Below are 25,572 nucleotides of genomic sequence, written 5' to 3'. Positions count from 1 at the left end.
TGTTCCGAAAGCAAGCTTGTGCATTCTTCCCTATGACTGTATATACTAAACTGTCCGTAGATGCCATTGACTATTAATTTCTTTAATTAACGACATATCGCATTTGGGTGTTCGATCATATGCCAATAGACCGTTAATTTCCTGCTCAACATCTGTTAACTGCGTATAACAATAACCATAAATAATCTTAGAAGCGTATACAGCCTTCATAATTCTTTCATATTCTAGAACAAGATCCTCTGAAGATTGTGCACTGGTATATCCCCAACCATCGTCAGCGCCAGCCTTATAGCTTATACCACCAAATTCAGTTAACAAGATTGGCTCTCCCCGATGTTGGTAACCATCTGCATATACATTGCGAGCTGATGGCTTTGAAGCAAGCATCGTTTCCTTCGTGGAAAGAATTCGCTTAAATTCTTCATACTTTTCGGGCTCATCTGCTCTGCCATGCTGATAATTGTGTAGCGCACAAATGTCAGTTAGTGTCATTTCCCATCCATCATTCGATATCACTAATCGGGTATCATCCAATGAATGAATAAGACTATACATGGCTAAGCTGTGATACTGCTGCTTCTTATTCGATTTCACCATCGGAATTCCCCAGCTTTCGTTTAGCGGAACCCATGCAACAATAGATGGATGATTGAAATCACGGTCAATAATTTCAATCCATTCTTTGGTTAACCGGGCTACAGCATCACTATTAAAAGAGGCGTTGGCAGCACATTCTCCCCATACAAGGAACCCTATTCGATCTGCCCAGTATAAAAATCGCGGGTCCTCTACCTTTTGATGCTTACGGCAACCGTTAAACCCTAATTCTTTAGCTAATTCAATATCTTTCCTCAGGTGTTCATCCGTTGGCGCAGTAAGTAATCCTTCCTGCCAATACCCTTGGTCCAATACAAGCTTTTGATAATAAGGTTTGTTATTCAGATAGACCATACCATTCTCTGTATGAACTTTCCGCATGCCGAAATACGATTGTATACAATCCACCTCAACCCCATGATCGTAAAGCTTCATTTCAACATCAAACAAATTAGGAGTTTCCGGAGTCCATGTCCAGCCGGCATGATGAAAGTTTGTTCGAAATATATTCAAACCAAATAGATCTACCATTCTACTTGTTATTGGTTGCAACAATCGTACTTGATCCTGAATAACAGGTACTCCTCGAAAAGAAATACGAATATCCAAATCTAATTCTTCTGATCCATATCCCTCAGATTTAACTTCTATTCCAATGCTCCCTTGATCTAAATCGGGCTCAAACTTCACCTGATGAATATAAACAGGGTTTACCGCCTCTAGCCACACTGTCTGCCAAATCCCTGTCGTGCGGGTATACCAGATGCTATCTGGCTTCTCTAACCAGAACTGTTTTCCCCGAGGTATAGTTTCATCCTTTGAAAGATCCTCAACCTGAACAGTCACCTGTTCCTCCTGTCCGGTTAATGCATGCGTAATATCAAAAGAAAATGGAGTGTGTCCTCCCTCGTGCATGCCGATATAATGACCATTCACATAAACCCAAGCTCTATAATCTACCGCACCAAAATGTAATACAACACGCTTCTTATACCAACCTGGATCAAGTGTAAAATTACGCTTATACCAGACATAGTCATGAAAAGAGGTATCGTGTATTCCACTTGCAGGGGTTTGAAAAGCAAATGGAACTTGAATGGTCTGACTAAAATTTTCACTTGGATCAAACCATCGCTGTGCAGCTCCAACATTCCTGTCATCAAATTCAAATTGCCATGCTCCATTTAAGTTAAGCCATGCGTCTCTAACTAACTGTGGACGCGGATATTCCATCCTATGTGACATCTATCTTCATCTCCTATCCTATTCATTCATATCTTGCTGCATTGGTCAGTTCTTTATCTGTTATCATCCTTTAATTCCGCCTGCTGTAGAACCGCCAATAAAGTGCTTTTGAGCAGAGAAATATACAATAATCGAAGGTATTAAACCTATAATTGACATAGCAATATTTTTATTCCAGCTAAAATCAACAGATGTCGTATCCATCGCCATTCGAAGCGCAATTGAAACAGGATACTTCTCGACTGAAGAAATATAAATTAAAGGACCCTGAAACTCAGTAAATGTCCACATGAACTGGAATAAAGCTACTGTAATAAGGGTAGGTTTAAGAATAGGGAGCAATACTTTAATTAAAATATTAAAAGAGTTACACCCATCTATTGTTGCTGCCTCGTCCAGCTCCCCGGGAATCGTTCTTAAAAATTGAACCAACATATATACAAAAAATGTATCACAAGCAAATGCAGAATTGGCAATTAGAGGGATATAAGTGTCCAAAAGATCTACATTCTTCCAAAAAATATACATCGGTACTCTAGTAACGATTCCTGGAAGAAAAAGAGTAGCGATCATAACCGGGAATAGCACTTTTTTCATAGGAAAGTTAAATCTTGCAAATCCATATGCAGTCAGAATACAAGAAATCAAAGTTAATAACACTTTTGGAATTACAATCAAAAAAGAGTTTAAAAAGTAGGTTCCAAATGTATACTGGCTAGAAGTCTTCCATCCTTCGATATAAGGTGTGAAATCAAAAGACTTAGGCATAAACCATATTGATTTAAAAATCTCTGTATTACTCTTAAAAGATGCCCCAAATAACCAGAGAATCGGATAAAGCATAATTAAAGTCCCTATTATCAAAAAGAAATATTGGAAATATAAAGCGATTTTTCTTTTATGGTACTCACTTCTGTTATTTTTGTTTCTCATTGCTTGCTCCATGTTATTTCCCTCCGTCAGCATAAAACACCCATTTACTTGACGTTTTGAACAGGATGGCCGTGAATATCATAATCATAATAAATAACACCCAGGACAAAGCACCAGAATATCCCATTTCAAAGTTTTTAAATGCACTATCGTATATATACATTGGTAATAGGTAGGTGCTCTTCATTGGACCTCCACCCGTAACTAAGAATGGCCCCTCAAATTCTTGGAAGGCTTGCACAAGCTGCAAGATTAAATTAAAGAATATAATTGGGGTTAGTTGGGGTATTGTCACTGAAAGAAACTGTCTAAACTTTGAAGCTCCATCAATGGATGCTGCTTCATATAATTCTTGCGGGATTTCCGACAACGCATTCAAAAAAATTACCATTGCAGAACCAAACTGCCAAATACGTAATAAAACAATAGTAAACATTGCTCCACTTGCGCTAGAGAACCACCCGATGCTTTCCAGACCGATCATATTTAACGCCATATTGATTAACCCATCACTTTTAAATAAGAACTGCCATAATACTGCAATAGCTACATTGGCACCTAAAATAGATGGAATATAATAGGCGGTTCTAAAAAATCCGATTCCCTTTAATTTAGCATTCATAATATAGGCAATAAGCAGTGCAAATGTTAATTTAAGAGGCACGGTAAAGAATACAAATTTGATCGTGGCTTTCACCGATATCCAGAAGGTGGAGTCACTTGTAAACATCCGTGAATAATTATCCAGTCCAATAAAAGCAGGCTCATCCAGAAGGGAGTAGTCTGTAAAGCTGTAATACAATGACATGATAAATGGGTAGATTACAAAGAAACAAATCCCTATTAACCATGGTGTTAAATAGAATAAGCCTGTATACCTATTTTTATTCATGGCTATTCGCATTCCTCTCGTGACATTTAACGCCCAAAACTGGAATAAACTTATGCATATAATTTTGGGCGGTAAATGATTGTTGTTCATTTATGTTTACTTTTTAAAGCTTTGTTCTTGTTCCTTGTAAGCCGCATACAGTTCCTTTGCAGCTTCTTTCGTATCGACCTCACCATAATCCAGCTTAGTGATTACATCCAGTGACACATCATTCAACTTTGCTGTATCCCATTTGAACATAGTAGAAAGCTTGCTATCATTTTTTTCATCGCCTAATTTTGTGATTTCAGCTGTTAGCGGAGTAATCAGATTGTTTTTTTCAAGCACCTCTTTTCCCGCTTTGCTGTCGGGAACACCATTTTCAAGCATTTGAATTTTATTTGCTTCTTCACTATTCATTAAAAAGTTAATTAGCTTCGCAGCACTTTCTTTGTGTTTTGTTTTTTCAGGAATGGAATATACCATGGCAGGCTTCGTCCAGACACCAGTAGATTTTTCATCCTTCATTGAAAGAAAGCCAGCTACCTCTAAATCAAAGCCTTGTTCTTTTAGTTGATTTTGAATGGTATTCGTATTCGATGTAAACTCAAATAAGCTAACCCACTTCCCTTCCATGATTTCTGTTGCTGTCGCACCTTCTATTGACCCTGAGTTATCCACTTCTTTTTTGGATGGCATAATTCTTTTCTCTACCAATTCGCGATAGAAAGAGAGCATGTTCTCAAAATCAGATTCTTTATAATTTAAATTTCCATTATCATCAGAAAGCGGAAGTCCAGTTTGCTGTGCGAAAATTGAGAAAAATACGATCGGGGACGCATATTTTGACCCTACCAAATTCGCCATCGGATAATGATCCTCTGGCAACTTATCTCTCATTGCAAAAAGATCATCCCAAGATTGGGGTGCTTCAATTCCATATTTATCAGTCACCGTTTTGTTATATAGTAATGGTCTATAGACAGTTGAAAGGGGAAGACCTAACAGTTTACCGTCCTTTTCTAAGGGCGCAAGCACATTTTGTGAAAAATTAGAAAGACCCAGTTCTTCACCCAACTCTTTCAAATCTGATAATTGATTTTCATATTGATCAACCCACATGGAATCTAAACGAATAACATCAGGAGCAGTCCCTCCAGACAATTGGGTAGTCATTTTTTCTTGATAACCAGCATATCCGGCGAATTCTGCCTTAACTTTAATATTAGGATTTTCTTCTTCAAATTTACTTATAGCTTCTTGCACGGCTTTATTGCGCGAATCCCCTCCCCACCAACTGATGCGAAGTTCTTCTTTTCCGCCATTTTCTTTTCCACCATTACTAGCTGAATCACTGGTTTTCCCACACCCTGAAAGAAGTGAAACCACTAATAGTCCCGCAACAATAATAGTTAACTTTTTCGTGTGTTTCATAGTAAACCCTCCTCAAATTAACTTATTTTTCTTTGTTCACTTGTCCAAGCAAGCAAATACTATCATGATGAAAACGCTCTTTCAAGCTTGTATCAACGTTATTCCTGATTTTCAACTTTGTGGTATACAAAAAAAAATCACCGCTTAACTAGATCTTTTATTGTAAACAAAAAAGTTAACAATATGTTATACACTTGATTTTTCTAGAACTTCACACCTAGCTCTATCAACTTTCGCAGCTTAAATCCTCAAGTAACCGGTAAGCTGATACGGAAAGTATTGGCGGGGTACGAGATGTGGGTTATAATGTTCAACAGCCGCTAGAAGCTAGATTTATGAGGTAGTAAATCCGAGTGAGGAGGTACATATGTTCTTAGAACTCGATGAGAATGGTATTTCTGTTTTGAAAGCACTGGCATCTGACACAAGAGCTTCAATTCTCAAATTATTGTTACATACGCCTCTTAATGTCAGTGAGCTCGCCAAAAAACTAAAATTAAGCAAAGCTATCGTTTCACGCCATATCCGGTTACTAGAGGACGCCAAGATAATCAAGCTCCAGGAAAACTTAGAGGTTACCGATAGCAGAAAGAAGAATTTTATTCTTGCTGTTGATCATATTGCCATCAACTTACCAAAAAAACTTCATCTTCCTTTTAATGTAATTACTAATGAAATAAAGCTTGGATACTATTCTAATTTTTCAGTCACCCCTACATGTGGATTAGCTAGCCAAACTAAAGTAATCGGAAAGTTAGATGATCAACGGGCATTCGTATCCAATGACCGGATCGATGCTTCATTACTTTGGTTTGCGGAGGGCTTCGTTGAATATATTATTCCGAATGATTTTAACAAAAATTTCACTGCAGAATTATTAGAGTTATCCTTAGAACTTTCTTCAGAGTTTCCTGAATCCAACAATAATTGGCCAAGTGATATCGCTTTTTATATAAACGATGTTTTTTTAGGCACCTGGACTGCTCCAGGAAATTTTTCAGATGTGCGCGGAAAATTAACACCAACCTGGTGGGATAACAAACTAAGCCAGTACGGCCTTTTAAAACATTTAAGAGTCACCAAGAAAGATACTGGAATAGACGGTCAAAAAATATCATCGGTTACACTTGCCAATTTAAAGATCGAAGATTCCCCCTTCATCAAGTTGAAGATAAGTATTGATGATAATTCTAAAAACAAAGGTGGACTTACTATTTTCGGGGAGCACTTTGGAAATTATTCACAGAATATTCTACTTAAAATATTCTACACCGAAGCAGAATAATGAATATTACATTGTGAGTGAGACAAATTAGCAATTAACATACTTGCCCATAATCCTTGTTACGTCTTCCTGCTGGACGGGAATTATCTCTTACCCGCATGAAGGAATATAAAGTAGACCCCATGAACGTCTTCAGGCGTTCTAAGTCTGTATCGGCCGATGAGCCCAAATACAAAGCTGATGGAGTTTCTGACTTCCCTGGTTTTGAGTTTAACGGATACTACTGGGTGTTAATCGGTAATGTGATCATTATATATAGGATTGATGAAGATCTTCGTGAAGTGTATGTTGATGCTTGTTACTTTGCTAATACTGGAATGTCTCATTATGTGTTTTGGGGAACCGATCCAGATGAAGAATAGCTTAACAATAAACTGACTGTTTATTGTTAAGCTATTTTTTTACCCTTCGATTACATACTCCAATTTACATGAAGTCTATTTATCCAACTCCCAATTCACGGCATCATACTCCCTCCCCTCCTCCCATATACATTAAGAAGAACAGAACCGACTAACGGAACCTTCGCGGTCTAGCGTGAATAGGTTGCAGCAAACACAGCAAGTGAAAGGAGCGATGGATTCATGCCCGGGGATGAGATTAAAGCGCTGGAGCGGGCGATTGCCGAGATCACGGAGATTGCGACCGGATTTGGGCTGGATTTTTACCCGATGCGTTATGAAATATGTCCTGCCGATATTATTTACACGTTCGGGGCCTATGGAATGCCTACCCGATTTGGACACTGGAGCTTCGGAAAAACGTTTCACAAAATGAAATCGCAATACGATTTTGGACTTAGCAAAATCTATGAGCTCGTCATTAACTCCAACCCCTGTTATGCCTTCCTGCTGGACGGAAACTCGCTGATCCAGAACAAGCTGATCGTCGCGCATGTGCTGGCGCATTGCGATTTTTTCAAGAACAACATGCGCTTCTCTATGTCCAACCGGGATATGGTCGAGAGCATGTCAGCCACTGCCGACCGGATTGCCGGCTATTCGGTGACCTACGGAACGGATACTGTAGAGAGCTTCATTGACTCCGTACTGGCCATACAGGAGCATATTGACCCCAGCCTGATCCAGCCGCGCAAGCTGGGCAAAACCCATCTGCTGGAAGCCAAGATGAAGGAACGTAAGGATGCCCCAGCCGGCGGTACCGCTACACCAAGTCCTTATAGCGAGCTATGGAATCTGGATCCGGCTTCAGCAGAGCCACAGGCAGCGGAAACCGCAGGAAAACGGGCCTTCCCGCCTGAGCCGGAGAAGGATATCGTCTGGTTCATCCAGCAGTATTCGACCGTGCTGGAGGACTGGCAGCGCGACATTATGACGATGCTGCGTGACGAAATGCTCTATTTCTGGCCGCAGATGGAGACCAAGATCATGAACGAAGGCTGGGCCTCCTATTGGCATCAGCGGATCATGCGCGAGCTGGACCTGACTCCGGAGGAGACCATTGAATACTCGAAGCTCAATTCCTCGGTCGTGCAGCCTTCGCGCCAGAGCCTGAACCCTTACTATCTGGGGCTGAAAATCTTTGAAGACATCGAACGCCGCTGGGACCGCGACAAAATGTTTGAGGTACGTGAACTGGATTCGGACATTTCATTTATCCGCAGTTACCTCTCCAAAGAGCTGGTCAATGACCTCGACCTCTATGTCTTTGAGAAAAAAGGACCGGAATGGAAAATTACCGACAAGGCCTGGGAAAATGTACGCGACCAGCTTGTGCTTGCCCGGGTCAACGGCGGCTCTCCCTACCTTGTTGTTCAGGACGCAGATTACGAGCGCAATGGCGAACTGCTGATCGCCCACCGCTACGAGAGTATTGAGCTGGACCTGAAATACCTGGAACGCACGCTCCCGCACATCTATGCCCTCTGGGGCCGGACCGTGCACCTCCAAACCGTGGTGGAAGACAAAAAAGCCCTTTTTACCTATGATGGTAAAAAGGTGCAACGGAAGTTTGTATAGTAGATTGGTGTTACCCTGCTTGTATGGTCGCCTGCACATAGCTGCAGGCGATCTAAAAAAGGAATGGCCCGCGAGCACATACTTAGTGCGAGCGGGCTTTCTTAAGGTCGCTACCCACAGCGACCTTAAGAATAGGAATAATAACCAGGCAAAGGCTGTGGAGGTGAGCGTAACGGAGAGAATTTTGGAACTGCAGGAGCAATAGCGTCCGCCTTTAAGGTTGGATTTTCACCGCTGCACAGCGGCTCAAATCAAGAAATCCAACCTTAACAGCGGCCGGAAGTCCAAACATTCGCGCAGTGAAGCCCATTCACCAAGCAGCCTTTGCCTGCCAACGTATTACTTTTTTATAGTCGCGCCCTCACCGGAACATAAATCTCCATCACCGTATCCACCCTGGAATGGCAGCGTTCGTCGTAGAACTCGTAATCTAGCTTGCCTTCGTCATAGACATACCCGCTGTCCTTGAACCATTCCTCAAAGATATATTTCCAGGTACTCTTGATCACCTGAGCAAAATCCTTCTGCTCCTTATCCCCCGATGTATCCACGGGCGGTGTGGTGAATACCGCATAGGCTGCCTCAGGCACTTCAACTGTCAGCATCTCATCGGTCACCTTGCTAAAATCGTCAACGATCACGCCAAGCAGGTAAGTGGCGTTTCCGCTCTCAGCAGCTGGAACACATAATCCGACTTCTCCGTGCCTTGGGGGTGCGAGAATTTCATACATTTTGGATTCCAGATTCTCTCCTTCATAATGGCTCCAGAAAGAAGCGATGTCCTTGGTATAATTGCCTTCGGCCACATTGGTTTCAATACCGTAACCAGCGACCTTAAAGGCAGGTTTATGCATAATAACAGGATTCATTAAATAACCTCCGATTTTGACAACAGAACCGCCCTGAAGATAACCGTCCATACGCGACGCATACTGTGATGGGCTATAGCCATAGGCCTTACGAAACGCCTTGGTAAAACCGCTTGGCGTCTCAAAGCCATACTCCAGCGCAATATCAATAATTCTCCGCCCGCTGAACAATTCGACCGCTGCCAGTGACAGCTTCCGGCTCCGTACATATTCCATTACAGACATCTCCTTGCACAGGCTGAATACCCGGCTAAAATGGTATAGCGAATATCCGGCCTCGGCGGCAATCTTCTCAGCAGTCAGGTTGTCTTTAATATTTCCCTCAATATAATCGATACATCTCTCAATATCCTTGCTGTAATTCAATGAGTCACCCAGCCTTTCCCCGTACGGTGATTTCATTATAACAAGCAGTTTGCAAGCGGGCTGTTCCTCGTTTGCTAAAGAATACTGCTCGGCAGCACACGTTAAAAAAACAACAGGCAAGCCCCGTATACCGGAGGCTCGCCTGTTGTATATATGATGCTTGATGCTTGTAAGCATATTGTGTTGCCGTGCAGGAGATCTGCTTAAAGAATCGTAATGTTCAGAGTGTCCACTGGATCTACGACTCCGGCTGATGCTTTGAACTTCAGATTGAGCGTATAATCCTTGAAGTTATTCATGTCATTGACCCTATCGAGCTGGTAGTTTCCGTCAGGCAAGAGTACGGTGAATTTCCCGTCTTTTATTTGTCCTGAATACGAGTTGTTGTTGTCAGTGTCATGCAAGTATAGAACAACGCCAGTCATAGGTTTACCGCCTTTGGTAACTGTACCGGAATACTCCACAGGCACGGTAATCACAAGTGGATTGGGCACTGACTGTCCAGCTGCAACACTAAAGGAATAGTAGATTTTAATGTCCTTCTGATTGGCTTCGTCAGTAAATTTATCCACTGTGTAGTCAGCCTCCGGGAGATACAAGGAGAACTGTCCGTCTTTGATTATAGCAGAGTATGGCTTAGAATCGCTGCTCCCCCCACTGTGGAGAAAGATTGTTCCATTAGCAATTGGTGTTCCATCTGCATTAATGATTGAGCCCGAAACTTTTGGAGGAAGCTTCAGAATATACGGCTGCGGGTTAAGATGTCCATCTGTTACAGTGATGCCAGTATATAATGGAATATTCTTGCTGGTATCATTAACGGTTACGCTATATATCTTATACTTTCCATCGGGAAGATAAAGACTGAATACGCCATTTTGTGAAGAAGTACCGTAGCTCGTATATGTCCCTCCATCAGTGCTAATATTTAAGTAGCTCATACCAAGTGCTGCACCATCAGCATAGGTTACCTTAATCTCGCTCTTGAAAGGGATGGTAATATCCAGGATTTTCATTTGCTTATCAACAATTTCGAACGAGTAGGCCGGAATAGCTGAATCGTTGTAACTGTACACATCATATTTACCCGGCGCCAAGGTAAGCGTAAATTGTCCTTTAGCCACAGTAGCTCTGGCTCCTGCCGTCTGACCTCTGACTAACAATATGCCATCGGGAACCGCAGACCCGTCCGGATATTTAAGTGTACCTGTTACATTATAATTGGGGAGTTTAATATCCAGCAGAGCTGGGACCGGTTTCCCTCCGGCTACCGTAAAGTTGTAGGTGAGATACATGTTCCCCTCTGAGCCTATGACGTTGTATCTGTGCACTTTATACTTGCCGTCAGGCAGATAAGAGCTAAACTTCCCGTCCTTCACTTGAATCGTTACATAGGCTTGGGTGGTCTCTTCCGTAATGGACAGAAATCCATCCTTTATTGTTGAACTATCCTCAAATTGCAACGTCCCCGTTACGTTCTTGAGCTGCACAACTACAGACAATGGTGCAGGCACGCTTTTCTTATTCACTACTTTGAACTTATAGGAGATCAGTAACGATTCCTTGTTGTCTTTACTATAATGACTGATGATCTCATAATCTCCATCCTCAAGATAGAGCCTGAAAGATCCTTTTTCCACTTGGGCATCGATAGAAATAGGATTTGAAATATTTCGCTTAGTAATGTGCAGCGTACCATCCTCAATATCTCTGCCATCCGAATACTTTACAGTCCCTGCGACATTTTCCGAAGGAACGACAATGTATAGAGTGCTTGGAACAGTACGTCCTTCCGTTACTGTGAATGAATAGCTGAGTGGGGTCCTCTTGTTTTGTGCGTCGTAGAACATTTCTGCCTGATAAGTACCGTCCGGCAGAAAGAGCGCGAACCTGCTGTCTTTGATATCCGCATTATACTGGACTTTGGGACTGGTCGTACTGTACACATACAGTTTCCCTGAATCAATCGGATGGTTGTCTCCATCTACAATGGTTCCCGTAAGCTTCTTGGGAACGACAATCTTGATTGGATTAGGAGTAGATTGACCGCCCGCAATGGTCAAGCTGTAGTCCAGTGATATTCTCTCAGAATTATCTGCATTATGGAATTCACTCAACTGGTACGTGCCGTCAGGCAGGTAGACCTTAAATTGCCCATCAATCACCTGGGAAGAGTAGCTAGGATTCCTGTCACCTGTTGCAGTGTTCAGCACGAACACGGAACCATCGCCTAGAGGACTTCCATCTGAATAACTTAACGTTCCCTTGAACAGCTTCGGCAGCGTAATTTCAAGCGGACTCGGATTAGTCTGGCCGCCGGTCACACTGAACGTCTGGTTGACGCCCATCATCATCGTATTATCCGAAGAAAACAGATTATTGATACGATAATCCCCATCCGGTAAGTAGAGAGTGAATTGTCCTTCCTTTATTCCGGCAAAATAGCTTGAATTGTTGCCGGAATCCGTCCGGCTCACATTCATCGTTCCGGAAGCAACAGGTGTTCCGTCGAAATTTTTGAACTTTCCCGTAACAGCTGCAGGTATTATAAAGCTTAGGGGACTCGGTGTGGAGTGTCCTCCTGTAATGGTGAACGTATAGTTCAATGCAATATTTTCTTGGATATCAGAACTATATAAACTATGGACCTGATAATTGCCGTCAGGCAAATACAGACTGAAGGCTCCGTTCCGGAGATCAACACTGTAATTTAAAGAAGGATTGGTATTGGAACTGCTGATACTCAGGCTTCCATTGCTGATGGTGCTGCCATCTGAAAATTGAATGGTTCCTGTCGATTTAGGAGACAACTTGAGTTCCAGCATCCCTGAATCCAGCTTCCCATCTGCAACCTTAAATGGATAGAACAAAGCGATAGTTTCTTGATTCTCCTGGATATAAAGCTTGTTTAAATAGTACTGACCGTCCGGCAGCTCTATACTAAACCGTCCGTCCTCCAGCTCCACCTTATAAGAAGTTCCGACTCTATTCTCCATCCTGTAAAAATACAGCTTTCCATCCCCAACCATTGATCCGTCTGCATACGTAAAACTTCCCTTAACATTGCCGCCCGATACTGGCGGTGTTCCAGTTGGCTCCGGCGTTGCTGTCGCCACTGGTGTTGCTGTCGCCGCTGGCGTTGCTGTCGCCACTGGTGTTGCTGTCGCCGCTGGCGTTGCTGTCGCCACTGGCGTTGCTGTCGCTACTGGCGCTGCTGTCGCCACTGGCGTTGCTGTCGCCACTGGCGTTGCTGTTGCGGCTGGTGTTGCTGTCGCGGCTGGCGTTGCTGTTGCGGCTGGTGTGGCTGTCGCGGCTGGCGTTGCTGTTGCGGCTGGTGTGGCTGTCGCGGCTGGTGTGGCTGTCGCGGCTGGTGTCGGGGTTGCCGTTGTCGACGGTGCCGGATTAGCGTTTCCTGCCGCTGTCGGTGATGGCGTCACAGCCGACTTGTCAACACCGCCAATCTTGACCTTAACATCGGAGCCGCTGTCTTTACCAGCTTCCAGCTTGACTGGCGAAGTTTCCATCGTAATGCCTACGGCATTGATGACCGCAGTGTCAATTTTGCCTTTGCCTGTAACATCCAGGCCAGTATTGATATTCATCGTTGTGATGCTGGCTTCATTCTTCAGTTTATTGCCTGTGGCTTCTTTAGCCACGTTTAGACTCTGAATCGTTCCTTCAGGAATATCTACAGCAATATTATGTGCTTGAATGTTGACTTCCTTAAAGCTGCCTTTCAAGCTTATCTTGGCATTTCCCGGCAGCTCTTTCGATAAGGTTACTGCACCTACAGCTGCCCCCGTGATCGATTCAATCGCCGCTTCCGATTGAACCTGCAGATTGGCAACCGTCGTCGTTCCTTCTGCCACAATTCTTACACTGCCATTCTTTTTGTCGATGATGACCGTGCCAAGAGTGCTCTTGTTAAAATGAATGCTGTGAGCACCACCGCCGGAGACAGTAGTCGTCCCCTTGACGATCACATTCTCAAGGACCGCTTCGCCTTCTGCTATACCTTCTCCCAAGAGTAAATTACCATTGATCGTCGTATTCCGGAGTTTAATATCCGGCGAGTTGATGATAACATTCTGAAGGGTGGCGGCATTCCCTGCTTCAGGGCCATAGGTCCCTGGTGTACTGTATGTTACGCTAACTACTGAATTATGTATGTCCAGAGCTCTATCCAAAATAACTACAGCCTCGGCGCGGGTCGCCGCATCACCCGGATGAAAGCTGTTGTCTGCAAAGCCTTGCATAATCCCCTTCTCCTGCACTGCACGGATGGCGTCTTTGCACCATGCCGGACTATCTGCTGTATCGCTGAAGTTGGCATCTGCTGATGCAGCCAATCCGAGCAGTTTGCTGACAATGACCGCTAATTCCTGTCGGGTAACCTTGTTGCCCGGTCCAAAAGAGCCGTTGCCATATCCGCTAATGTATCCAGCAGCATTTGCTTTTAACACCTCCGGATACACCCAGTTTGAAGCTGCCACATCCTTGAAATCCACGGACTTGGTCTCCACAAATCCAAAGGATTTGTTAACTAATGAAACCAGTTCGGCTCTGGTGATGGGATTGGCCGGTTTAAAGCGGCCATCCGGATAGCCGGAGATGAACCCTTTTTCCATCCACTTGCTAATTAGCGGTTCGGCCCAATTTCCGGAAATATCCGAAGCCGTCCCGGCGAATACGGAGGCGTACGGAGATATCGTGAAACAAATCACGAGTAATAAGGCAAAACCTCTCTTCAAAATCTTCCTCTTCGACAACATTCTTCCCCCCAATGATAATAAAAGATCAATCCGCTATTAAATTACATCATCTCCTAAATTTCGACTATAAGAAAAAATTGATATTCCTATGAAAATGTCGGCTTTTGTATGTATTTTTGGTGTCTTTCGGATAGATTTGCAGCATCACAAGAACTATATGGTCCGCGAATCTGGGTATATGAGCCCAAAGTACATAAATATTGTGCTGTACGGTCCGTTGCCCCCTTGGCAAGTTCAGCATGTATCGTGCGCCAGTTGTCTGCTTCAGCGTTTTGAATGGACGTTCAGCAGTACATTTCACTTAAAAAAACACCACAAAAAGGACCGCCTTATGGCAGTCCGCAGTGTTGCAGTTACATACAAAAGTATGCAGCTTGCAGATTTCTTGTTCGGAGAATGTGCCTAATGAATGCGGTCACCGATTCAGCAAACTTCCGACATATTTCAGCAGCTCGTTGGCGCAAATCGGGCAGTAGTTATGCTCGTCGATCAGGCGTCTGGATACCTCGTTGATCCGTTTGAGCTGGCTTTCATCCGGCGTTTTGGAGGAGGTGGTAATTTTGACGATATCCTTGAGATCGGTAAACAGCTTCTTCTCGATCGCTTCCCGCAGCCGGTCGTGGTTGTTGTACTCGAACTTTTTGCCTTTGCGGGAATAGGCGGAAATACGGATCAGGATTTCTTCACGGAAAGCTTTTTTCGCATTTTCGGAAATGCCGATCTGCTCTTCAATGGAGCGCATCAGCCGCTCATCCGGCTCCATCTCCTCATCTGTCAGCGGATCACGAATCTTGGCCCAGTTGCAGAAGGCTTCGATGTTATCGAGATAATTCTCAAACAGCGTTTTGGCGGACTCTTCAAAAGAGTATACGAATGCCTTCTGCACTTCGCTTTTGGCCAGAATATCGTATTCCTTGCGGGCGATGGAAATGAAATTCAGATACCGTTCCCGCTCCTCCTTGGTAATCGAAGGGTGCTGATCCAAGCCATCCTTGATCGCCCGCAGCACATCCAGTGCGTTCATGCACTGCAGGTCGCCTTTGATCAGGGCGCTGGAAATCCGGTTGATGACATAACGCGGGTCGATGCCTGACATGCCTTCATCCAAATATTCGGTTTGCATCTCCTTAAGGTCGGCTTCCTTGTAGCCTTCAACCTCTTCGCCGTCATACATGCGCAGCTTCTTGATCAGGTCCATCCCCTGCTTTTTGCTCTCCTTCAGGCGGGTCAGGATTGAGAAAATCGCAGCGGCGCGCAGCGCGTGGGGCGCAATATGCACATGCTTCATGTCGCTTTGGGCAATCAGCTTGGCGTAGATTTTTTCCTCTTCCGACACTCTCAGGTTGTACGGTACAGGCATGACGATCATGCGGGACTGAAGTGCTTCATTTTTTTTGTTGGAGATAAAGGATTTGTACTCCGTTTCATTCGTGTGGGCGATGATCATCTCGTCCGCCGATATCAATGCGAAGCGCCCGGCCTTAAAGTTGCCTTCCTGGGTCAGCGACAGCAGGTTCCACAGAAACTTCTCATCGCATTTGAGCATTTCCTGGAACTCCATCACTCCGCGGTTCGCTTTGTTCAGTTCCCCGTCGAAGCGGTAGGCGCGCGGATCGGATTCCGAACCGAATTCGGTAATCGTGGAAAAGTCGATGCTGCCTGTGAGGTCAGCGATATCCTGCGACTTCGGATCGGACGGACTGAAGGTCCCGATGCCCACCCGCTCCTCCTCCGACAGCAGCACCCGTACAACCTTCACCTGCTCGATGTCGCCGTGGTATTCATTCTTCAGCCGCATTTGGCAGGAAGGGCAGAGATTGCCCTCGATCCGCACACCCAGTTCTCTCTCGATCTCCGGGCGAAGCTCCAGCGGAATTAAATGTAGCGGGTCCTCATGCATCGGGCAGCCTTCAATGGCATACACCGCTCCTGCATCCGTACGCGAATACTGCTCAAGGCCACGTTTCAGCAGCGTAACCAATGTCGATTTCCCTCCGCTAACTGGTCCCATAAGCAGCAATATCCGTTTGCGTACGTCGAGACGCCGGGCTGCAGAATGAAAATATTCCTCCACCAGCTTCTCCACCGCCCGGTCGAGTCCAAATATCTCCTGCTCAAAAAATTTATACCGCTTGCGTCCATTAATGTCCTCTACGCCGTGTGACTTGATCATGTCGTATACACGGGAATGAGCTGTTTTAGCGGGAGAGGGGTCTTTTCTCAGCAGTTCTATATAGTCCTTGAAGGTGCCGCTCCACGCCAAACGGTCGTTCTCAGCCCGATACGAAGCTATACGCTCAAAAATATCCATTGCTCGCTACCTCCTCTTGCGCTCCTACTTGCTCCACAGCTTTAAAAGTGTATTACATACCTATGCGGCGAGCCGGGAATAGTTTACCTCTTTTTTGCTGTGCTATAATAGAGAATCATGATTTCCCTTATAAAATACCGGTACAAAGTGCGGGCTTGTCCTCCAAGCTTATTCAGACACTTTGCCATTGATTCAGCGGGGGCGCAACATTAGGACACAGGAGTGACAAATATGGCCGTAAGGCATGAAACGGAGCTTTATGCTCCTTTGAAGAGCTTTTTTGAGAGACAAGGCTATGACATCAAAGGCGAGGTGCGGACCTGTGATTTGGTTGGCCTGCGTGAGGGTGAGGAGCAGCCGCTGATCGTGGAGATGAAAAAATCGTTCAACCTCGCCCTGCTGCTGCAGGGGATTGAACGATTGCGGTTAAGTCCCAACGTTTATCTCGCCGTGGAGCGCGTACGTGACAAAAAAGGCGCGGTGAACCAGCGCTGGGGCGAACTCAGCGGGCTATGCCGCCGCCTTGGCCTTGGGCTGATCACTGTGGTCTTTTACAAGACCAAGGCACCGCTGGTCGAGGTGCTCGCGGAGCCAGGCGACGCGCCGCCCCAGCCCCGCAGCCGCACACGGCGGCGCGAGCGGCTGCTCTATGAGTTCCGCGAGCGCAGCGGCGACTACAACACCGGCGGCAGCACACGCGTCAAGCTCGTGACGGCCTACCGCGAGAAGGCGCTGCGCGTGGCGCTCGCGCTGCAGGCCGCAGAGGCCGAAGCCGCCCTTGCGGCGGCCGGCCTCGCCGGGAAGCGCGCCGGACGCGGCGGCGCGCCAGGGGCAGACACAGCAGCGGACGCCGCTGCTGTGTCTGCCTTAGGCCCGGCGGCTGCGGACAGCCGGGCGAAAGCTCCGCTCGGCGTCACACCCGCCGAGCTGCGCAAGAGAAGCGGCGTGCCGGGCGCCGCCGCATTCCTGCAGAAGAACTACTATGGGTGGTTCTTCCGGGTGGGGCGCGGCCGCTACACGCTCACGGCCGCCGGAACAGCGGCGCTGATCGAATATGCGAACATCACCGGAAGCCGAGCCTAAGCTTTATTTTCCGTACAGCTCATATTTCCGTCCGTTCAGCAGAAGGGCTGCCCCGCTGCCTGCAATACAGGCGACCAGCAGATTCATGCCAATAGACTGCCAACTGATCGTATCGTTAATATTGGCCGCCTGCTCCTGATAGATGGGACTGACCGTCAGCAGATTGGCGTATTGCTTGAAGGACTCATTAGCCGACGTTCCTATGCTCCAGTGCGAGCTGTCCTGGATAACCAGAGCGAACTGGACAGCAACAACCGCAACAATCAGGACAGCAATGCAGAGATGGCTTAATAACGGTTTGCGTTGTCTTTTGCCTGCAGCCAGCGCCAGTCCTATTAAGGCCAGTCCGGCAGGGATACTGCACAGCTTGGACAACAACAGATACAGGATTCCTAACGCCGGACTGGCCGAATCAGCAATCCTCGCCTGATATAAGCCATCAGGATTTAAAAACACCTCCAGCAATGTCGTCGACCATACCGCCATGGTGCCGAGCATAAAAACAGCCGATTTCACCAGAAACAGCGATGAAGTCTTGACAGGCAGCATATGATTAACCGGCATCGTACCCGTGAAGAATTCCTTGTAATAATCCACATAGATGTACACCGGGATTAGAATGCCGATGACCATGTTTACGGTGAGAATCAGAAATTCCAGATCTTGGCCTGGGCTGAACAGGAAATACAGGTTGATTAAGCAGCTTAATCCAGTTAATGAGGCGAACATTGCAAAATGTCTTTTGCACTCCAGTTTAAATTGATGGACTAGAATCACGTAACTACTCCCCTTCTCAAATGGTTAAACGATGTTTTTAAACAAATCTTCAATGGGCATGCCATACTCCCGTTTCAATTCCTCCACGCTCCCCTGCAGCTGCACTTTTCCTTCGTCCACAATCGCTATATGCGTAAACAGGCTTTCGACATCGCGAATCAGGTGGGTGCTGATCAGAATGGAGCTGTCAGGGTCAAAATTATCCAGGATAATCTGCATGATTTTATCACGTGTTGATGGATCGACAGCCGCTAAGGGTTCATCAAGTACGAATAATTGGGCCCGGCGTGCAAACGTAAGCGATAAGCTCACACGCTCCTGCATTCCTTTGGACAGGGACTTCACCTTATCTTTAAGATTCAATCCGAGCATCTCTATCATTCCGCAGGCCTTGTCCCGCTGAAAATCGGCAAAAGCGTGATAATAAAAATCAACACACTCCTCAATACTCATCCATGAATACAGAAATTCTCTGTCCGGCAGATAGGATACAATCTTTTTCGTTTCCACACCGGGACGTTGTCCACCGACTGTAATCGTCCCTTTATAATTCCGCAGCAAAGCCACGATCAGCTTCATAAGCGTCGTTTTTCCCGCCCCGTTCGGCCCGAGCAGCCCTACTATACTTCCCTTGGGAACTGTCAGATTCAGTCCGTTTAAAGCAGCCTTTTTTCCATACATTTTCGTCAGATTCGCACATTCCAGTACATTTCCCACATTGCCCCTCCTCTTCATTCGGTCTTTCTTATATCCATATATATACATTCCAATCCATTAGACTCCTGTACTCGAAACATCCCTGCAAGCTGCGCTGAAATGCCATGTATTTGCATAAACAAAAAGCAAGCCCCCCATACCGGAAGACTTGCCTTTTCACCAATACTAGCCTGCACACTGCCATTATCTTAATCGATTATTACATACTGAACTAATTCCTCAAGATCTTCAAATATTACATCCGCCTCTATATCTGTAGAAAATAGTGTGCTTTGTTTCCATGCTGCTCTGAGGCCAGCGGCGCGGCTCGCCCGGATATCATTGTCCGGGTGGTCGCCGACAAACAGCGTTTCCTCCGCCTTAACCCCTAGCTTCGTCAATGCCCGAAGGAAAATCGCCGGGTCCGGCTTGCGCAGACCTTCCCACTCTGAAATCAACACCTCATCGAACAAAGGGCTGATTCCCAGTGCTTGAAAATTATCATATTGGAATTGACCATAGCCGTTGGATACCAGCGCGAGTTTGATTCCGTTTGCCTTTAATGTTGTAAGCATACTCATCATATTAGGAAATCCGATGCAATGTCCTTGGAAACCATGCAGATAATCATTCAGAAGTTCTGCCCAGCTTAGCTCCCGGATAGAAAACTCCTCAAGAAGCTGCTGATACACTTTATCCTTCCAGACATAACCGTTCTGATCCAGCTCGACAAACCGCTGCAGAAATTTTTCTTTAGGAACAGACTGAAATTGTGGATATCGTTCATACTGATCGCGGACAAAAGAGACCAGAGAGGACTCGCGGTCCAATAACGTTCCATCCAGATCGAAGAGCACCGCTTTAATTTCCATCTTCCTGCCCTTCCACACTTAAGCGCGTTTATTATTGAGTTATCTGCTGCTGACTCCGGCCAACCTCCGCCAACCCCTTGATTGTTGTTTGCTACGTATGAACGCTGGTTTAGGTTGCTTGCTTCGAGTTTCGATAAGTGTATTTGGTGCAGCTATTCGGGAGCAATATAGTTGTTTCAAAGATATAGTTGTATGCTCTACAATTAAAAATGGCGAATCCTTCCGTTTTGCCCGAATGACATCTATTTAGTTGTACGAAGTGCAGCTATCTCCTCATTCGCCCATCCATATGGAGTTTTAGCTGTATAAAGTGCAATTATCGCGTATTTCGCTCATAGGGTAGAGATCACGCCCCCGCGTTCACCCAAAAAGCCCATTCTCGCCCAATTCTACTGCACAGAATGCAACAGAATCCTATCAGACTGCCAAAAACGGGAAATCTATTGTACTAAATACAGCAGACGCTACTCATAGCCGCATATGTCACAAACTACAACCCCTAACTTTAAACTCTAACCAATCAACCCAGTTGTCATCAATACCCCATTCCCCTCAGCTCCGGGCCGTAAACTCCGTCACGGCCTCACTCATCAGGTTCATGCCCAGCAGCAGCTCATCCCGGCCGGGATGGCTGAAGTTGAGGCGGATGCGGTTACCGCCGCCGCTGACACAACACAGGGGGCCGGGCAGGAAAGCTACGCCTTTAGCCAGCGAGGCCTTAAGCAGTGCCATAGCATCCAGCCCAGCCGGCAGCGATACCCACAGAAACATGCCGCCTTCCGGCAGACTATAGGTGCTGCTCTTCCAGGCCGGACGCTTCAGCAGTTCAGCCATTAGCTTGAGGCGGGTATTGTATTCCCGGTTCAAGAGGGCAATATGCTCACGCAGATCAAAAGAGGTGACATCCAGCAGATGATGCAGCAGCCGCTGATTTAGGGAGCTGGACTGCCAGTCGGCCATCTGCTTTGCGGCAGCCATCATGCCGATAAGCTCCCGGCTGCCTGCCGCCCAGCCCGTCCGCAGAGCGGGCGCGACCGTTTTGCTGAAAGAACCGATGTAGAGCACATGTCCACCCTCGCTTACATTCTCCAGCGCATAAAGCGACGGATATTTTACGGACGGATGCTGGCCATTACGCTGAAAATGCAGATCACCATAGGAATCGTCTTCGACAATCAGCACGTTATGGGCGGTGCACAGCTCCAGCACCTCCTTGCGTCTTGCCAGACTCCAGAGAATACCGCTTGGATTCGTAAAGCTCGGTGTTGCAAACAGCATCTTAGGCCGGTGCTGCCGGATTTGGGTACGCAGATGCTCCGGCAGCAGTCCGTCCCTGTCTCCCTGCACAGGAATAATCACCGCACCCTGCATACGGAGCGCCTGCAGAATGCCTGGTGAGGTGGGATTCTCTACAAGAACCCGGTCTCCGGGATCTATGTATACCCTGGACAGCAAATCGATGGCTTGTTGACTTCCCGTTGTCAGAAGAACTCCGCCCTCGGCAACAGCCACACCTTTGGCTTTCAGCCAATCCCCGGTAAGCCACTCCCGCAGCGGACCGTACCCTTCCGGATCACCGTACTGCAGTGCCCCGGCATCTGCGGAGATGACTGTAGACGCGGTTTCGGCAAGCAAGGACAACGGGAACAATTCTTCCGCCGGAAGCTCTTCCGCCAGTGAAATCAACGTGCCCCGGCGCGTCTTGGTGCGTATACTCAACAGCGGTGAAGACAGCAAGGTATGTGCGCGGGCAGAAAACTCATATCTCATATGTTCCCCCCTCCCCTGGTACCAAGAATATTCCAGCCCAGCCGGCAATATGTCGTTAGCGTGGTCCTATGCGTAGATTTGCTTGTTCTGCCTTGAGAAAAGAGCAAACTTCTCGATAGCCTGCGCTCTCGTCGACACTTCAAGCTTCACATAAATTTTGCGCAAATAATTGTCTATGGAACGCCGGCTTACCTCTATTTCAAGTGCAATTTTATCATAAGTGATTCCCTGCACAATACGCTCCATAATGAACATCTCGGTCTGGGTCAGCTGCATGACACCATCCAGCCCCTGTGACGATGGTGCCAGCCGAAATCCTTTTTCAATCCAGTCAAACGGTATAGAGAGGAAACCTTCCCGCAATCCGTCAATCATCAGCAGCAACTGGCGGGGAGAAGCTCCCTTGGAGAGTATTCCGCTTGCCCCAAGCTCAAGCAGCGGCTGAAATAAAGTCTTGTCCTCTTCTTCCGTCATGATGATGAAATGAGAATTTGGCGAACTGCTCTTCATCTCCGGCAAAATGCTCTCCACATTTCCTTCCGGCATCTGATAATCCGCCAGCACCAGATCCGGCTGACTTTCACGCACATTGTAAACGCCTTCGTTCCAAGTCGAATACATCCCCAGAATTTCCAGCTCTCCCCCTTCCTCCAAAATCAATTTTGTTCCAAGCATACTTGTGGGATGACATCCCACGATGATCCCCCGCCACACCTTCATCATTAACTCCCTGACCTCCTGCTATCTATATAATTTACCCAGAGTGAACAACGCCTCGGGGTTTTCCAGTTATTACGTATGCAAGGATGGTTGCATTTTTATCCTTTCTTCCTTCTTTTACCTTGTATACGCCCATCAGATATTCCAATCTATAGAAATTGTATCGCAGTAGTTTAACAGGATGCAATTACTTTTTCCCTTTTTCCGACTCTCTTTCACTTTTGCGAAATCTCAAAAAGTCTGATAGAATGGGGACTTGAAAAAAACAACCTGAGGTGATGTAATGCAACCGCTAGCGGAATCGACCCCGGTACACTCGCGCCGTACTGCAGCGAGAAGCGGCCCTTCCGTAAAATGGTTTTTACTGTTCTGGATTTTGATGATCGGGCTCGGCTTCTATGCCGTGTACAGCTATACCAACCATCTAAAGCAGCAGGTGCTGAGCGAACTTGGCACTCAAAGCCAGCAGCAGCTTACCGTTTTGAAGACCGATTATGAAGCGCGAATCGCCGTTCTCTCTGAAGAGGTGAAGGAATTGCAGAGCACCGTTCAGAGCTTTAATGAACTGCTCACCTTTACCAAAGACAATGCAAGCAGCAAGACAGACAACAGCAACAAGCTGTATACCCAGTTAAACGAGGTCCGCAAGCAACTCGATGCCCTGAAGAAAGAGATGGATCTGCTGAAATGAGAACCCCTGTCCAACGAGTCAACCGGTTCTTTATGCTGCTGACTGCTCCCTTCTTCGGGTTATTGCTCTGTCTGTGGTGGTATCAGCCGCCGCTTGACCTGAAGCTGAACACAGAACAGTTCGCTGCAGCCCCGGGGCCGCTTGAATTAACAACCTCTTTGAAGAATGATTTGAAGCTGGCCGAGGCCTCCGCTTCCTATACCATAGATTCAATAGGTGCCAGTGCACAGCTTTACAAACAAACAACAAACGCGATGAATGCCATTGTTAATACCGCCAAAACCCAGGCATCCCGCCCGGAGCTAATCTATAACCGGAGAATTTCAGCCAGGCTGGGAATTCCTGCCGATATTGTGAACAGCGAACGCATTACCATCGAACTTTACCGCTTAAATCCCGGTAACTATAAAGCCTATGCCCTAAAAATCAAGCTGAAGGATGCTTCTGCCATGAAAATGAGCCTGGCCGAGGATGGCTCCGGCGGAGCTGAAACCACCATGCGCGCCGTCAACCGTTACGGTGCAACAGCCGGCATCAATGCCGGAGGGTTTGCCGATAAGGGCGGTAAACGTTATCCCTTGTCCACGACCGTTGTAGGCGGCCAATATTTGTACGGATTCGAGCCGAGTTACAAGGATCTCAGCTTCGTTGGCCTGAATAAATCAGGACAGCTGATCGGCGGCAAATTCTTCAGCCGGACACAACTCGACCAGCTGGAGCCGCTGTTCGGCGCCACCTTTGTCCCGGTCCTGTTGAAGAACAACACCAAGATGGTGATCCCGGATAAGTGGAAGACGAGCCCCAAACGTGCCCCGCGCACCGTAATCGGCAAGTACAAGGATGATCAGCTTCTCGTGCTCGTGGCGGACGGCTACAACGAAAACGGCAACTCCGGTGCTACGCTGGAGGAAATCCAGAACAAGCTGTACAACATGGGTGTGATCGATGCCTACAATCTGGATGGCGGGGGATCTTCGTCCCTGATCTTTAGAGGAAAGGTTATTAACAATCCATCGGACGGGAATCTCCGCCAGGTGCCAACCAGTTTCCTGTTTTTCAGATAACCTTTTCCAGTTGTCTGTGCGGCATCTCACATTTTTCTTTTGTTTTTGATATAGACCAGGTTATAATCAGGATAACGAATACAGATCCTTATGGAGGTGTCCAGCATGTCGTTTTCCTTGACCTTTTGGATCATAACCCTGGTATTTCTGCTGTTCCTGACCGGAATTCTAACCTCCTCCTACAACGACGATAAGACCAAGGGCTTATAAAAGCCTGGATGGACCCAAGCATTCGCTGCTTCAAAAAAAAGCACCGCACATCTGTGCGGTGCTTTTTTTAGTAATGGAGACGGCAGACACCCTGCTGCGGCCATACTATGTACAATTAAATTTGCTTGCTTTCAGCAGGAGAAAGCGTAATTTCTAGGCGTGTCTTGAAAGTTGAGTCATTTCCCCAAGACATTCAGCACAAATATAACGATCTTTATATTCACTTACACCTTCAACTGATCCGCAAAATACACATTTGGGGCGGTAACGCTCCAGAATGATATGGTCGCCCTGTACCAGAATTTCTACCGGATCGCCTTCATTCATTTGATACCTTTTACGCAGGGACTTAGGCAGAACGATTCTACCCAGCTGATCTACTTTCCGAACAACGCCAGCAGGTTTCATATCTAACTTACACCTCTCCTGTTCAACTAATAATTAGTAACTACTACTTTTTTCGGCACTATTCAACTATTTCGTTAATCAATTGTCGAATCCTGCTGAAATAAATAAAAATTCATGTCCGTTTTTAGAAAAGTTGTGGAAAGTCTAGCTGGCGAAGCGCCTCATAGACAATAATGGCCGCCGAGTTTGACAAATTAAGCGATCTGACAGCATCGCTCATTGGCATGCGCATTCTCGTTTCTTTCCCGGCTTCCAGAATATCGGCTGGCAGACCCTTGGTTTCCTTGCCGAAAACGAAGAAATCCCCATCCTGAAAGGCAAAATCGGTATAGCGCTTCTCGGCCTTGGTTGTAGCATAGAAAAACCGGCCTTCCTTATACTTCTCCAGCACTTCCCCAAACGAATCATGATATTCGATATTTACGGCGTGCCAGTAATCCAGTCCTGCCCGTTTCAGCGTAGCGTCGTCGGTACGGAAGCCCAAGGGGCGAACCAGATGAAGATGCGTGCCTGTTGCCGCACAAGTGCGGGCAATATTGCCGGTATTCGCCGGAATTTCCGGTTCTACCAGCACAATATGAAGTGCCATAGTGTGAATGCTTCCTCTCTGTAGGCTCTA

Annotated in this window: 20 protein-coding genes; 6 read left to right on the top strand and 14 right to left on the bottom strand. The window is 46.4% G+C overall.

The window, feature by feature from the left end:
* Positions 1-45: 45 nt before the first annotated feature.
* From NST07_RS09370 to NST07_RS09355, 4 genes are all read right to left on the bottom strand, one after another.
* The gene (locus NST07_RS09370) at positions 46-1,842 is read right to left on the bottom strand and encodes a sugar-binding domain-containing protein (RefSeq protein WP_341377843.1); all 1,797 of its coding nucleotides are present in this window, start codon (positions 1,840-1,842) and stop codon (positions 46-48) included.
* Positions 1,843-1,905: 63 nt separating this feature from the next.
* Positions 1,906-2,787: a carbohydrate ABC transporter permease gene (locus tag NST07_RS09365; protein WP_341091283.1), complete on the bottom strand. Its 882-nt coding sequence runs from the start codon at positions 2,785-2,787 to the stop codon at positions 1,906-1,908.
* Position 2,788: 1 nt separating this feature from the next.
* Entirely contained in the window at positions 2,789-3,667 is an 879-nt protein-coding gene (locus NST07_RS09360) for a sugar ABC transporter permease (protein ID WP_342481426.1), read from the bottom strand.
* A gap of 96 nt (positions 3,668-3,763) precedes the next feature.
* A complete protein-coding gene (locus tag NST07_RS09355; protein WP_341091280.1) occupies positions 3,764-5,080 on the bottom strand; it encodes an ABC transporter substrate-binding protein in 1,317 nt (438 codons plus the stop codon).
* Positions 5,081-5,447: 367 nt separating this feature from the next.
* On the opposite strand from NST07_RS09355, the gene NST07_RS09350 reads away from it, so the two are divergent.
* The 3 genes from NST07_RS09350 (at position 5,448) to NST07_RS09340 (ending at position 8,344) form a co-directional block, all read left to right on the top strand.
* The gene (locus NST07_RS09350; RefSeq protein ID WP_076113071.1) at positions 5,448-6,365 is read left to right on the top strand and encodes an ArsR family transcriptional regulator; all 918 of its coding nucleotides are present in this window, start codon (positions 5,448-5,450) and stop codon (positions 6,363-6,365) included.
* A gap of 98 nt (positions 6,366-6,463) precedes the next feature.
* A complete protein-coding gene (locus NST07_RS09345) occupies positions 6,464-6,727 on the top strand; it encodes a hypothetical protein (RefSeq protein WP_341091279.1) in 264 nt (87 codons plus the stop codon).
* Positions 6,728-6,949: 222 nt separating this feature from the next.
* Complete coding sequence (locus tag NST07_RS09340; protein WP_341091277.1) at positions 6,950-8,344, top strand: SpoVR family protein; 1,395 nt, start codon at positions 6,950-6,952, stop codon at positions 8,342-8,344.
* 347 nt (positions 8,345-8,691) lie between these two features.
* Here NST07_RS09340 and NST07_RS09335 read toward each other — a convergent pair whose 3' ends face one another.
* The 3 genes from NST07_RS09335 to NST07_RS09325 form a co-directional block, all read right to left on the bottom strand.
* On the bottom strand, positions 8,692-9,615 hold the full coding sequence (locus NST07_RS09335) for an AraC family transcriptional regulator (protein WP_342481425.1): 924 nt from the start codon (positions 9,613-9,615) through the stop codon (positions 8,692-8,694).
* 167 nt (positions 9,616-9,782) lie between these two features.
* The gene (locus tag NST07_RS09330; protein WP_342481424.1) at positions 9,783-14,330 is read right to left on the bottom strand and encodes an S-layer homology domain-containing protein; all 4,548 of its coding nucleotides are present in this window, start codon (positions 14,328-14,330) and stop codon (positions 9,783-9,785) included.
* A 436-nt stretch (positions 14,331-14,766) separates the two neighbouring features.
* On the bottom strand, positions 14,767-16,662 hold the full coding sequence (locus NST07_RS09325) for a PrkA family serine protein kinase (protein WP_038588431.1): 1,896 nt from the start codon (positions 16,660-16,662) through the stop codon (positions 14,767-14,769).
* 231 nt (positions 16,663-16,893) lie between these two features.
* On the opposite strand from NST07_RS09325, the gene NST07_RS09320 reads away from it, so the two are divergent.
* Positions 16,894-17,745, top strand: coding sequence for a DUF2161 family putative PD-(D/E)XK-type phosphodiesterase (locus NST07_RS09320; RefSeq protein ID WP_341091272.1), 852 nt, complete (start codon positions 16,894-16,896; stop codon positions 17,743-17,745).
* Between the two features lie 3 nt (positions 17,746-17,748).
* Here NST07_RS09320 and NST07_RS09315 read toward each other — a convergent pair whose 3' ends face one another.
* The 5 genes from NST07_RS09315 to NST07_RS09295 form a co-directional block, all read right to left on the bottom strand.
* Positions 17,749-18,522 carry a hypothetical protein gene (locus NST07_RS09315; RefSeq protein ID WP_342481423.1) on the bottom strand — a complete coding sequence of 258 codons (774 nt, stop codon included), beginning with the start codon at positions 18,520-18,522 and terminating at the stop codon, positions 17,749-17,751.
* 24 nt (positions 18,523-18,546) lie between these two features.
* Complete coding sequence (locus NST07_RS09310) at positions 18,547-19,239, bottom strand: ABC transporter ATP-binding protein (RefSeq protein WP_341091270.1); 693 nt, start codon at positions 19,237-19,239, stop codon at positions 18,547-18,549.
* A 188-nt stretch (positions 19,240-19,427) separates the two neighbouring features.
* Complete coding sequence (locus NST07_RS09305) at positions 19,428-20,090, bottom strand: HAD family hydrolase (protein WP_341377837.1); 663 nt, start codon at positions 20,088-20,090, stop codon at positions 19,428-19,430.
* A gap of 552 nt (positions 20,091-20,642) precedes the next feature.
* The gene (locus NST07_RS09300) at positions 20,643-21,860 is read right to left on the bottom strand and encodes a PLP-dependent aminotransferase family protein (RefSeq protein ID WP_341377836.1); all 1,218 of its coding nucleotides are present in this window, start codon (positions 21,858-21,860) and stop codon (positions 20,643-20,645) included.
* A 66-nt stretch (positions 21,861-21,926) separates the two neighbouring features.
* The gene (locus NST07_RS09295; protein WP_038588414.1) at positions 21,927-22,583 is read right to left on the bottom strand and encodes a response regulator transcription factor; all 657 of its coding nucleotides are present in this window, start codon (positions 22,581-22,583) and stop codon (positions 21,927-21,929) included.
* Positions 22,584-22,863: 280 nt separating this feature from the next.
* Between NST07_RS09295 and NST07_RS09290 the strand changes: the two genes are divergently transcribed.
* A complete protein-coding gene (locus tag NST07_RS09290; protein ID WP_341091266.1) occupies positions 22,864-23,271 on the top strand; it encodes a hypothetical protein in 408 nt (135 codons plus the stop codon).
* Positions 23,268-24,335 (top strand): phosphodiester glycosidase family protein, encoded by a 1,068-nt coding sequence (locus NST07_RS09285; RefSeq protein ID WP_341377834.1) that lies wholly within the window; start codon positions 23,268-23,270, stop codon positions 24,333-24,335. Before NST07_RS09290 ends, NST07_RS09285 begins: the two co-directional genes overlap by 4 nt.
* 363 nt (positions 24,336-24,698) lie before the next feature.
* On the opposite strand, the gene NST07_RS09280 is transcribed toward NST07_RS09285, so the two are convergent.
* Together NST07_RS09280 and trmL are read right to left on the bottom strand one after the other, a co-directional pair.
* Positions 24,699-24,953 (bottom strand): AbrB/MazE/SpoVT family DNA-binding domain-containing protein, encoded by a 255-nt coding sequence (locus NST07_RS09280; protein ID WP_341091264.1) that lies wholly within the window; start codon positions 24,951-24,953, stop codon positions 24,699-24,701.
* A gap of 124 nt (positions 24,954-25,077) precedes the next feature.
* On the bottom strand, positions 25,078-25,542 hold the full coding sequence (gene trmL / locus NST07_RS09275) for a tRNA (uridine(34)/cytosine(34)/5-carboxymethylaminomethyluridine(34)-2'-O)-methyltransferase TrmL (protein ID WP_076113061.1): 465 nt from the start codon (positions 25,540-25,542) through the stop codon (positions 25,078-25,080).
* Between the last annotated feature and the right edge of the window lie 30 nt (positions 25,543-25,572).

It is taken from the genome of Paenibacillus sp. FSL L8-0340, from assembly GCF_038593145.1.
Lineage (GTDB): Bacteria > Bacillota > Bacilli > Paenibacillales > Paenibacillaceae > Paenibacillus_AQ.
The sequence above is the reverse complement of the archived record's forward strand: the minus strand, read 5'-3'. Positions and strand labels throughout refer to the sequence as shown.